This window comes from Paenibacillus sp. E194, assembly GCF_000935845.1.
GTDB lineage: Bacteria > Bacillota > Bacilli > Paenibacillales > Paenibacillaceae > Paenibacillus_B > Paenibacillus_B alvei_B.
Genome location: NZ_JMDX01000183.1, coordinates 1 through 12,009, shown reverse-complemented (window position 1 = coordinate 12,009; position 12,009 = coordinate 1). Strand labels below are relative to the sequence as shown.

The following is a 12,009-nucleotide window of genomic DNA, read 5'->3' as shown; positions in this document are numbered from 1 at the left end:
AAGGGTCATTAACAGCTGAGCATCTCATGACGCACACGACTGGTTTCGATTACCCTGAAGCTCCAGACGACATAGCAATCAAGACGAACGCTGAGTATATTCGCAAGTATATGCCAACGGTTGTACGCAAGCCAGGCACGGTATACAGCTATGACAATTTCGCCTTTCGCCTTCAAGGCTATCTCGTTGAGCGCATAACTGGAGCTCCTTTCCATGAATATGGCATGCAGCATATTTTGCAGCCTCTTGGAATGACGAACAGCAGCTTCGTGATGACGCCTGATGCTAAGAAGGATCTAGCGACAAGCTATACGAAGACAGGTGAAGTTCTTCCTTATTACGAGGTATCTCCCGCAGACGGCCCCGACGGGAGCCTTGTATCAACCGGTGCGGATATGGCTAAATTTATGATCGCGCTTTTAAATGGCGGTACGTACAAGGGGCAGCGAATCTTACAGCCTGAAACCGTACGCGAGATGGTAAAAATCCGTGTATCCGCTCATCCGAAAATTCCGAATACGACATACGGCTTCGAATCCTTGTATCAAGAGGCCTATCATGGTGAAACCGTCATAAGCAAAGGCGGCAATCTTCCAGGGTTCGGCTCTTGGTTAAGTCTCTTGCCAGAACAAAATGTCGGCTTTTTGGTCGCTTACAATTCCAACGAAGACTCTAGTGCAGATTATCGCAATACGGTTTTTCGTTCCATTATGAATCACTATTATCCGGACAAACGCCCAGCCCCACCGCAAACGGAGCCCTCGCAGGAGGTAAAAAATAAGCTAGTTGGCCACTACCGTAGTCTTCGGATGGGCATCCAAGTCGTTCAAATTGCTGAGCAATCTGACAAAAAATTATCCCTTATCGATCCATTCTACGGAACCCATACATTGACTCAGATCGAACCATGGCTGTTCCGTACGGATCATGGAAAGTTAGTTGGCTTCAGGCAGGATGACAATGGGGAAATTTCCTACATGGATAACAGCAACGTGACCTGGTTCGAGAAGCTGCCTGTTCCTAAAGTCCTCTATTCAGATATCGACAAGAATCATCCGTATTATGGATATATTCAAGATATCATGATGAGGAGTGGAATATCCGAACATCAAGGACAGTTCCGTCCCTCCTCCACCATTACGCGTGCTGAATTTGTCTCCATGCTCATGCAGTGCTTGCGCATGCAGCCTTCGTTGAACGCAAGCTCCTTCACAGACATGAATGGCCACTGGGCTGCCAAAGACGTTCAAACGGCATATGGACTGGGGCTTATCACCGGAGCTTCAGGCGAGCTCTTCCGACCTGATCAACCCATTCAACGGCAAGAAGCGGCAATGATTGCGTGGCGAATCGCCCAAGCGTTCGGAGCTCCTGTGCAAGGAGCGAAACTGGTTGGCGATACTGACGTCTGGGCATTAGACGGTGTCAAGTATGCTGCGGCTATGCACAAATATGGCCCCGAAATTAAAGCTAACGCAGACGGCACTCTGAATTATGAATCCAAACGCAGCATGCTCAGGCAAGAAGCAGCTGCCTTAATCAGCACATTGCTTGCTCAGCCGATTCCGCTCTAACCACAAAATAGCTCTCGTCGAATCTCTGTATTGCGACGAGAGCTATTTTCTTTTCCAGCAAGCAGTCCAGAATGCATTCCCAACCCCAAGGTCATACTATAGGAAAACTTTGTGTAAATGTGGTGAACACATGTCAGCCCACTTCATATTACTAGTCGAAGATGAACAAAGTGTATCTCAATTCATCCAGCTTGAACTTGAGCATGAAGGGTACGAGGTACTTGTTGCTGTAGACGGGGAACAAGCATTAGAATTCTTTCAACAAGGCGAGTGGAGCCTCATCCTGCTAGACTGGATGCTGCCCAAGCTGAACGGCCTTGAAGTATGCCGGAGAATTCGCCGCGTCAGTGATGTCCCAATTATCCTCTTGTCGGCTCGTGATTATGTTGGAGATGTCATTGCTGGTCTTGATACGGGTGCAGATGATTATATTACGAAGCCATTCGAGATTGAGGAACTGCTTGCCCGCATACGCACAGCTTTAAGACGCCCCAACCATGCCGCTAATCCGGAAGAGAAGGAAGTATATCAGCTCGCAGATCTTATCTTGGATGTGAAGAAAAGAGTCGTAACCCGTGCTGGGGATCGAATCGAATTAACGCAGCGTGAGTTCGAATTGCTTCAATACTTAATGGAACATCTCGGTGAAGTGATTGGCCGTGAACAGCTATTGTCTTCTGTGTGGGGATATGACTTTGTTGGTGAGACGAATGTCGTCGATGTCTATATCCGATATTTGCGCAACAAGCTGGATCGCGGTTATCAGCATAAGTTAATCCAGACCGTTCGCGGTGTCGGATATGTGCTGCGTGAACCATAAGGAATCAGAGATGACCATGTTCAAGTCACTTATCCAGCAGCTTAAGCAATCTGCCAACACGCTAATGTTCCGCTTCACGATCTGGTATGTTCTTAGCCTATTAGCTGTCATTCTGTTAATCGGGATCAGTATTATGGGAGCAGTCACCCATCTGTTGATCCAAGACTCCAAGGAGGAGCTATTCGCCGTCGAACGCAAACTAAGAGAAAGCATTCAAGATGGCTTTCTGGAGTGGCAATCCCTTCTCGATGAACTGCTATACCCTGATCACGCGAACTATGATGTTCAAATTGTGTCCTCTGATGGACGCATATTAGCACAAACTCGGAACTGGGATGAGGCTTTCCTCGCCGAACAGAAAAATCGATTCCGATGGTTTGATACCGTGCAGTGGAACACCGACTATGGACTGTTCATCAAAGATGAAGTCATATGGAATCAATCCAATGGGCAGGTCGGTCGAATCTATATACATGTTCAGCTCCACTCCATTGAACGCATCTTGCTTATTATCACTAAAGTACTCGTCATTACTGCACTTGCCAGCTCAACAGCAGGATCGCTGCTTATATATCAAATAACAAGGAGGAACCTCTCCCCACTGTTCAGCATAATGAATTCAATTGTTCAGATGAAGAATGCACCGAATTTAAGACAGAGGGTTCATGTCCCGAAGACGCCGGTAGAGCTAACGAAATTGGCGGAGCGCTTCAATCAGTTGTTAGATGAGCATGAAGAACTGATTGAACGAGAGATGAACTTTATTACAAATGCCTCACACGAGCTCCGTACTCCGCTGACCGCGTTTCGTGGTCATGTGAAGCTGCTGAAGCGCTGGGGGAATCAAAATGCTGACGTTCTACAAAAATCACTTGATTCGCTAGATCTAGAGAGCCAGCGCATGCAGCGGCTTATTATTCAGCTATTGACGTTAGCCCGTTCAGGCAAAAGCGCCACGCCGAAGGAACAAGTAAATCTCACCGACATTGTCCGAGAAGCAATAAAGCAGCTATGGAAATCTGATTCCAAAATCTCTTTGCGTTTGCATCTGAATGAGGCCGCTTATGTATTTGGGGACAAGGAGCAATTGCGCCAGGTTGCCGTTATTCTCATTGAAAATGCCATGAGGTATACCAATGACCTGGGCTGGATCGAAGTTGCCGTCTATCAAGAGAAAGAAAATGCATGCCTTCGAGTATCGGATTCCGGAATTGGCATACCCGAAGAAGAATTAGATAAAATTTTCGATCGATTTTATCGGGTCGATAAGGCTCGCTCTCGCGTAACGGGAGGTACGGGCTTAGGGCTGCCCATTGCGAAGGAGCTCGTAGAGCAGCATCATGGCACCATTCAAGTTGAGAGCACGCTCGGACAGGGCAGCACATTTATTGTGTGCATACCGTACTCGCACAACGCCTGAGAACATACAACAAGCCTAAAGCAGTACATCTTATTGCTTTAGGCTTGTCCATTATAAACTATTTAATTACACGACGAACTTTCGTCAAGCGGGACTCCCATTTGCTCAAGTTGTCAATTCTTACTCCGCCCTTGCCATAAGTGTGCAAGATTTTTCCATTGCCCATATAGATTCCTACATGATGAACCGGAGAGTAGAAGAACAGGAGATCACCCTTCTTCATATTCTTTTTGCTAACTGCAACTCCAACCTTGGATTGCTGCTTCGATGTGCGTGGAAGATTGATTCCGTGTTTGCCATACACATATTGTGTGAACGAGGAGCAGTCGAATGCTTTCGTGCTTCCCGACTTGGCACCAAATTTATATTTAACACCTAAGTATTTTTTCCCTGTTGCTATAATTTTGTCTGCCTTGGAGCTTTGCGATGTGGAAGCCGCGCTAGCTGTTTGAACAGGCATTACTGCACCTGCTGACAGGGCAAAGGACAATGTTAATGTTACGCATACAAATATTTTTCCAAACTTCTTTTTATTCAACAATATTCTCATCTCCCAGAAAAATGGATAGTGCTGATGTGCTCACCAGCGACGTTACATACCATAACACATAATTTTTATCCATTATTTTCTAGAGAAGGGCTGAAACATTGCTGTTGTTTACTTTTTTGTAATCTATTAGAGCAACATTATAAATTTCTCATCTCCCTCTTCTTGACAAATAGGTCGTTGTGATCATTCCTCCTTTGGCAGGATACAAAATAAATAGATTCGATACTAGATCATCAAAATTTTGCGGTGCAGCAACTGCCGTTATCTCAGGATGCAGAATAAGAGATGAACACATGAAACAGCGCCATCTCATCGTATACAAACGTTGAAATGGCGCTGCATATGAATATTATCAATTGCCCAAGCTTCAGAGTCAACTTACATCGTAAGATGATCGTCATAGAGATTGGAGCGGCGCTTGAACCAGTCAAATAAATGCGTAACAACAACCTTGAGCACTGCATACCCAGGCACAGCCAGAATAATGCCCACTACACCGAACAGGTTGCCGGCTGTCAAGATGACGAAAATGATCGTAATCGGATGAATGCGGAGTGTCTTCCCCATAATTTGCGGCGAAATGAACTTCCCTTCCACCAATTGGACAATCGTCCAGACGATGATCATTTTCAGCAGCATCATCGGTGAAGTGACAAGCGCCACGATCATCGCGGGTGTGATTGCAATTGCAGGGCCCAAATACGGTACAATACTCGTACAAGCTGCAATTACTGCTAGAATTAGTGAATATTCAAGCCCAATGATTAAATAGCCCGCATACAGTAAGATGCCGATGCAGAAGCTTACAATAATCTGACCCCGTATGTAGGAACTGATTTGATTATTCATCTCGGACATCACTTGATGGGATTGCTTGCGCAGCGTAGTCGGCAAAAATGTAAGGATATAATCAGGCAGCCGCCGGCCATCCTTCAGTAAATAGAAAAGAACGAATGGAACGATGACAAGGCCGAGAATCGTTTCGGTGACTGCACCTAGAAATCCACCGATTCCATTGAATGTGTTGTTTAAGAGCGAGGTAGCCCGCTCGGACAAGGAGCTTACGAAGTTGCTGGAATTAATATCGATGCTCTGCTGGATACGGTTGAAGAACTCACTGCCGATCATGTCGCGGAACAACGTCTCAATCTGGGTACTGAACCCTGGAAAGTTGGCAATCAAGTCCATAACTTGCTTCTTAATGACAGGAATAACAGCAAGGACGACGACCGTAATAATGCCGATAATCAGAATATAGAGAATGAGAATGGATATGAATCGTTTGACTCTCCATTGCTCCAGAAGATCAACGATCGGATTCAGCAAATAATAGAGCACCCCTGCTAATAGCACTGGGAACAACACTGTCTTGATGAAAATAATGAATGGGGAGAAAATAAATGAGATTTTCGTAAAAATAAACACGTTCAAACTGACTAACAACACAATCAACAAAAACGAGATCAATCTATGATTCAAGATGAACGTTAACATTCGGCCTGGCCTTGTTGATCGTTTCTCCATGCACTAGCTCCCTTCAGTGTTGGATGTAATCTTAATCACGAATTGCCCCTTCCCATGCGGAATGATTGTTAAATTCCAATCAAATGCTTGCGCAATCCATCGTACTTGTACATACAATTGGCCGTCTCGGATTATTGGGCCGCGGTATGTCTTCTTCAACACTTCACAGACATCCGACTCTGGAGCACACTCCCGATCCGGTTCATAAACATGGGTGTAATCTTCGTAATCCTGCTTGCCATTCGGATGTGTGCTGACCCAATATCCACGAATGTCATTCCCCCAAACTTCGACTGTCTTGGTCTTCTGCGTGATAGCGTATTCATGATAATCATATAATCCCCGTTGAAACGAATAGGACATGTCCAGCCCCATCGAACCGGTTATTGTAGACAATGGAACTAGGATCATGCCATGCTCATTCAACACCTTATTCTGTGGTACAGTTACATTTCCTAGCTGAACTGCATATTTTGATTTCGCAGCGGCGGCGGCATCATCAATATTGACACTCCATCCCAGCAAGGCAATAACAAGCAGCACACCAGCAAGAAACTTTCTTTTTAAGTGATGTACAGTCAACTCCAGTCCTCCTTTTTTCGCTTCTCAATTTCAATTGCACACCTACCCATATATTACCACAAAGAATTAATCAGTTGAGAAAGACATTTTGAAGCATTTTCTACATAAAAAAAGCAATGACATGGAACGACAACATCGTCGTTTTCTCTGTCATTGCAAGTTGTTTCTTTCGTCGCATGTCTAATGAACACCGCTAGAGCAACTGCTGCTAAAGACGGTTACAATCCCGACCACACATCCTTTGCGAATTTCCCTTCCGCTTGTAAGCGTTCCAACCAATGCTTCGCCTCCTCCTCATGAACACGGTGCACGTTCTGAAAAGCTTGCCGCACAGTAGCTTCCACATCAGGCGCCATCTTGCTTCCATCTCCGCAGATATACAAGTGGGCTCCCTCATCCAGTAATTCTATGATTTGTTCCGCATGTTGCGCCATAACATGCTGGACATACGTTTTAGCCTCACCTTCTTTACGCGAGAAGGCGGTATGCACGGTCACGATTCCATCCTGCACGAATCTCTCCAGTTCCTCACGATATAAGTAATCTGCTTCATTCCTGCAGCCGTAATAGAGGATCGCTTGTCCAAGCGATTTCCCTTCTTGCTGCAGCGCCTGTCTAGCCTGCAAAAAGCCGCGGAAAGGTGCGACACCGGTTCCAGGTCCAACCATGATGATCGGCGTTGCAGGATCGGCAGGGGGCTGGAACTTGGATTCAGGTGTCCGTACGAACATCAGAATCGAGTCGCCCGCTTCACGCGAAGCCAAATAATTGGAAGCAACTCCACGATATTCTCCCATGCCGCTCCACGCCGGGCCGAGGACGACCCCGACCGTGATGCTCGCCTGCTTCTCCTGAATGCGAGGTGAACTGGATATGGAATAGTATCGAGCCTTAAGCGGAGGCAGCAGTTCTAAAAAACGCTCGAACGGCATCTCGCAAGCTTCGTATTTCTCAAGCAAATCAAGCATGGAAACCCGTTTGCGCAGCACTTCAGCTACATACTTATCCTCGTCTAGAAGCGATTCCAACTCACGTCTATGAGGCGGGCAAGCTGTATAAGACGCCAATTCACGGAGTTGAGCCCGGGTCGCAGCTTCCTGCAATTCTACACTATGACTAAACAAATCGGACAGGCTAACCGGTTGGCCAGTAGGCAGATGAGCCGCACTGCGCCCGCTTGCATTAACGATCAGATGATCGCTGCCGTTCAGCGCGAATCTTTGCAGCACACGATTAACCTGAGAGGTATGATTGCGCGGCAGCACTCCCAAATGATCGCCTTCCTCATAGGTGACTCCATCGGGGAGTGAGATCTCGATATGACGGGTACTGCGCCCGCTTCCTGCCTGCTGCAACTCGCGATTGTTTACAACCTCAGCATGAACCGCTTCATACGAATTGGCAAGTCTGCTGCCTGCATAATCCTTTACGAATTCCACGGTAAGCGTGCTGCGAACTGCTTCGGATTGCTTGCTCAGCTGCAATCCTAGCGCATTCATCATATCTGGCCACAGCTTGGAACGCCAGCTCTCGACATTCAGCTCAAAGTCGCCGCTCGCATCCCCTTCGCCCCGAATCATCAGCAGTTCAGCGCCCTTTTTCTGCATCTGCTCATCAACGAATCGCGGTACATCTTGATAGGTGCTGGCCCAATTATGATCCCCACATCCAAATACGGAATAGCGGACACCTTCCAGCTCGCCATCGTCAAGCTGCTCGAGCCACTCCACGAATGCCTGTGCATTGCTTGGCGGCTTGCCGTTGTAGGAAGAGGTTACAATGAGGAGGGCCCCAGTCTTCGGGAGCTTGCCTACATAGTCGTTAAGTGGAGCGACCTCACTGCGGAATCCCTGGTAGCGTCCCTCATCCGCCAGTTCGCGGGCAATGCCCTCGGCTGTTCCGAGATTGGAGCCGTATAGGACGAGCAGCGGAGTGTCGTGCGCTTCGGCCAATGGAGCTTGTTGTTGAACACTTTCATGCGATTCTGATTCGCCACCCAGCCCTCCTTTTGCAGACAAAGTACCTGCCCCCAGTTGCTTCCGCAGCCGAATGCGAATCCGAAAATCTTCAGGCTTCAGCGTCAGTGCTTCCTTCACCTTCAGCTGATAGTTGGCATGATCGATTATCTCAAAATGCTTGAGCACCATGCCCAAAACGAGCGCAGCCTCTTGCAGCGCGAACTGCTGCCCGATACACGCACGTTGGCCATTGCCGAACGGCTTGTAGGCATGATGAGGAATTTGGCTCGGGTCTTCAAAACGTTCGGGTCGGAAATGCTCTGCATCCTCACCCCATATAGCACGGTCTCGATGAAGCCTCGGTACAAGCACATTCACACTCTCGCCCTTTGCAAGCGGGTATTTGCCAGCCAGCAGTGTATCCTCCTTCGCAAATAGTGAGAAAGCCGGGGCGGTCGGCCATAAGCGAAGTGATTCATTAAGTATCATCCGTATGTATGGCAATTGTCTCACTTGTGCATACGTTGGAACAGGATCTGTCAACACACGATCCACTTCCTCGTAAGCCTTCTGCAAGCATTCGGGATGCTTCAGTAAGTAATAGATTGCGAACGACAGCAGGCCGCTTGTCGTCTCGTGACCCGCGATTAGAAACGTAATAATCTGGTATCGGATATTTTCGTCATCCAATGACTCCCCGGTTGCTGGATCCTTTCCGTTAAGCATATGGCTCAACAAATCCTGACCAGCTTCATCCGGCTTCTGCTTCCGCTCCGCAATGATTTTGTCTACGAGCGAGTACATAAACTGGATGTCATGCCGATACTGCCGCTTCGTGACTACCATGAGCTTATCTTGAATATTGAGGCGCTGAAGCTGATGCATTGCTTCGCTTAACGCACGAACCATGCTTGTAATAAACGGATGGGGCTGATCGCGATAGAAGCTGTTAAATCGATAATTGAATCCACAGAGACCGATCGTATCGAGTGTCAGACGTGTCATGTCTTCAGGCACATCGATACTTTCATCCGGATTCAGCCTCGACCATTTTTGGATAAGCTGCACCGCAATATCAAGCATCATCTCATGGTAACCACGCATAGCCGACTGGCTAAAGCTCGGCAGCAATATATTGTGCGCCTTCTGCCAGTTCGGCTCTTCTGTTTCGCTTGTGAACAGCCCGTCGCCGGTAAATGCTCGCACACTGCGCAAGGGCGCCCATACGTTTTTATCGAAGCGCGACTCGTCGCACGCATCCTTCACCAACTCATGGCCAGAGATAAAAATCTCACTTCTCCCCGGCAAATCAATACGAAATATAGGGCCATATTCCTCAGCCAATTGCACCATGGATTGAACAGGAGCTTCTAGGTTCAGCTGCGGCAAATTCCCCAGCAGACCAAATCTCTTTGGCTGAGGGATAGGGGGTGAATTTGATTCTGACATTGCGGTATCTACTCCTTACTAATAGACATATCAAAGCGTATATACTTTCAGTCTATTATTTGCAATACCGCATCACTTCATCCCACATAGCAAAAGAGCCGCTGCAAAACAATAACGGTTCCCCGAAATTATCTTCACAGAGGCTCTTTTACCTAGAGGCTATAAGTGCAGCTTCGCTTGCTTACCACAGCTCTTCTTTCTTTTTCTTAGGCTGACGCTTTATTTTATTCTGAACAGCAGGCAAATGCTTCATGCTTCGAATCATTGGTCCTTTGCAGAGGGGACAAGATTGCTCACCAGAGGCAAATTCGTCTCTTACCCATGCTTTGCATTCCGGATTTCTGCATTTCAGAATTTTTGTGATAATCAATTTCGGTTTGTCGTCTTGACTAGTTGTCACTTTCCAGTACATCCCTTTCCAATCAGCATTCATTTACCATTAGGCCGATAAAATATATCATTACTTAGCGTCACCTGTCAAAGCAAAATGTATGCTGATCCGACTATAGAAAAGAGACATCTCACGTGAGATGTCTCTGACATTCTTTATTTACAATTATTCCCGCTCGAACAAGGCAGCACCAGCAATTCCTGGCTTCGTCATTTCATGTGCATCCAGAATCGTATCCAGCTCTTCTTCCGTCAATACATTGTAGAGCAGGCACAACTCTCGAACGGATTTGCCGTTCTCCGTTGCTTCCCGTGCAATACGGGCTGACACTTCATAACCAAGGTGTGGGCTGAGTGCAGTGATAATCCCTACACTGTTCTCCACATAATCACGGCAGCGTTCCTCATTCGCTTCAATTCCTTCTAAGCAATGGGTTCGGAATACAGTGAACACATTTTGCATCATACTAAGCGATTGCAACAGGTTGAATACAAGTACTGGCTCCATGACGTTCAATTCAAGCTGACCCGCTTCCGAGGCAAGACAGATCGTATGATCATTGCCAATAACTTGGAAAGCTACTTGATTGACAATTTCGCACATAACCGGATTCACCTTGCCCGGCATGATGGATGAACCTGGCTGGCGTGCCGGCAGTCGAATTTCACCAAAGCCAGCTCGTGGACCTGAAGCAAGCAAACGCAAGTCATTAGCCATCTTAGACATATTCATCATACATACCTTGAGCGCAGCAGATACTTCCGTATACGCATCCGTATTCTGCGTTGCATCAACAAGATGCTCCGCATGTACGAGCGGCAATTGACTGATCTCAGCAAGCAGTTCAACAACACGCTGAATATATCGTGGATCTGCATTCAAGCCAGTTCCTACAGCCGTTGCGCCCATATTCACTTCATATAAATGCTGCTTCGATTGTTCAATACGGTGCATATCTCTCGCAAGAACACGACTGTATGCTTCGAAGGACTGTCCCAAGCGAATCGGAACCGCATCCTGAAGATGTGTGCGCCCCATCTTAATGACATGATCGAATTGCTTCGCCTTGCTGCAGAATGCGCTGTGAAGCTCCTTCATAACAATGAGCAGCTTATCTACGAGCGTTAAGACAGAAATATGAATTGCAGTAGGAAATGCATCGTTCGTCGATTGTGAACGATTGACGTGATTGTTCGGGCTTAGGCTTGCATAGTCGCCCTTCGCTTTGCCAAGCAATTCAAGCGCTCGGTTCGCAATAACTTCGTTCGCATTCATATTCATCGACGTGCCTGCCCCGCCTTGAATCGGGTCAACGATGAATTGGTCATGCCACTGACCGCCAATAATCTCATCAGCGGCTTGTACGATCGCATTGCAAGTGTCTGTTTGAAGCTGCTTCACCTCCATGTTGGCAAGGGCGGCAGCCTTCTTGACGATAGCCAAGCCACGAATCAATTCCTTGTTCATCCGCGTGCCCGATATTGGAAAGTTCTCTACGGCACGAAGTGTTTGAATGCCATAGTAGGCTTCGGCTGGTACTTCTTTTTCCCCTAAAAAGTCTTTTTCGATACGAGTCGGGTTCATAATCATTGGATTCCCTTTCCTTCTCTCATGAGTAGTAGGTTCATGTATAAGGCAGAAAAAGCAACGCTCGATTTGATTGTAATACTGTTTCCATAAATGTTCAATTTCTCATTTGAAAAATCATTATATTTCATTTTTTAAAGAATCGAATTATAAT

The 12,009-nt window shown here is 46.9% G+C and carries 9 protein-coding genes; 3 read left to right on the top strand and 6 right to left on the bottom strand.

The features are described from left to right. The 3 genes from AZ66_RS21060 to AZ66_RS21050 form a co-directional block, all read left to right on the top strand. Positions 1 to 1,574: serine hydrolase (locus AZ66_RS21060; RefSeq protein ID WP_044356624.1), on the top strand; the 1,574-nt coding region annotated here is incomplete at its 5' end. A 130-nt stretch (positions 1,575 to 1,704) separates the two neighbouring features. Beyond that, positions 1,705 to 2,394 carry a response regulator transcription factor gene (locus AZ66_RS21055; RefSeq protein ID WP_044356623.1) on the top strand — a complete coding sequence of 230 codons (690 nt, stop codon included), beginning with the start codon at positions 1,705 to 1,707 and terminating at the stop codon, positions 2,392 to 2,394. Continuing rightward, positions 2,384 to 3,814: a sensor histidine kinase gene (locus tag AZ66_RS21050; protein ID WP_231586981.1), complete on the top strand. Its 1,431-nt coding sequence runs from the start codon at positions 2,384 to 2,386 to the stop codon at positions 3,812 to 3,814. The genes AZ66_RS21055 and AZ66_RS21050 overlap by 11 nt, the downstream gene beginning before the upstream one ends. A gap of 58 nt (positions 3,815 to 3,872) precedes the next feature. Here AZ66_RS21050 and AZ66_RS21045 read toward each other — a convergent pair whose 3' ends face one another. The 6 genes from AZ66_RS21045 to aspA form a co-directional block, all read right to left on the bottom strand. Beyond that, positions 3,873 to 4,364, bottom strand: a complete 492-nt coding sequence (locus tag AZ66_RS21045) for a C40 family peptidase (protein ID WP_044356621.1) — start codon at positions 4,362 to 4,364, stop codon at positions 3,873 to 3,875. Between the two features lie 378 nt (positions 4,365 to 4,742). Further along, positions 4,743 to 5,888, bottom strand: coding sequence for an AI-2E family transporter (locus AZ66_RS21040; RefSeq protein WP_044356620.1), 1,146 nt, complete (start codon positions 5,886 to 5,888; stop codon positions 4,743 to 4,745). A gap of 3 nt (positions 5,889 to 5,891) precedes the next feature. Continuing rightward, positions 5,892 to 6,470 (bottom strand): hypothetical protein, encoded by a 579-nt coding sequence (locus AZ66_RS21035; RefSeq protein WP_044356619.1) that lies wholly within the window; start codon positions 6,468 to 6,470, stop codon positions 5,892 to 5,894. A gap of 218 nt (positions 6,471 to 6,688) precedes the next feature. Continuing rightward, positions 6,689 to 9,877 (bottom strand): bifunctional cytochrome P450/NADPH--P450 reductase, encoded by a 3,189-nt coding sequence (locus tag AZ66_RS21030; RefSeq protein ID WP_044356618.1) that lies wholly within the window; start codon positions 9,875 to 9,877, stop codon positions 6,689 to 6,691. A 181-nt stretch (positions 9,878 to 10,058) separates the two neighbouring features. Further along, on the bottom strand, positions 10,059 to 10,277 hold the full coding sequence (locus AZ66_RS21025) for a cold-inducible protein YdjO-related protein (RefSeq protein ID WP_021253672.1): 219 nt from the start codon (positions 10,275 to 10,277) through the stop codon (positions 10,059 to 10,061). Between the two features lie 156 nt (positions 10,278 to 10,433). Beyond that, complete coding sequence (gene aspA / locus AZ66_RS21020) at positions 10,434 to 11,852, bottom strand: aspartate ammonia-lyase (RefSeq protein WP_094183139.1); 1,419 nt, start codon at positions 11,850 to 11,852, stop codon at positions 10,434 to 10,436. Between the last annotated feature and the right edge of the window lie 157 nt (positions 11,853 to 12,009).

What these genes read in the sequence shown, in the direction of transcription:
- aspA (WP_094183139.1), bottom strand. Translation starts at nt 11,852, where the DNA reads ATGAACCCGACTCGTATCGAAAAAGACTTTTTAGGGGAAAAAGAAGTA.
- AZ66_RS21055 (WP_044356623.1), top strand. Translation starts at nt 1,705, where the DNA reads ATGTCAGCCCACTTCATATTACTAGTCGAAGATGAACAAAGTGTATCT.
- AZ66_RS21045 (WP_044356621.1), bottom strand. Translation starts at nt 4,364, where the DNA reads ATGAGAATATTGTTGAATAAAAAGAAGTTTGGAAAAATATTTGTATGC.
- AZ66_RS21030 (WP_044356618.1), bottom strand. Translation starts at nt 9,877, where the DNA reads ATGTCAGAATCAAATTCACCCCCTATCCCTCAGCCAAAGAGATTTGGT.
- AZ66_RS21040 (WP_044356620.1), bottom strand. Translation starts at nt 5,888, where the DNA reads ATGGAGAAACGATCAACAAGGCCAGGCCGAATGTTAACGTTCATCTTG.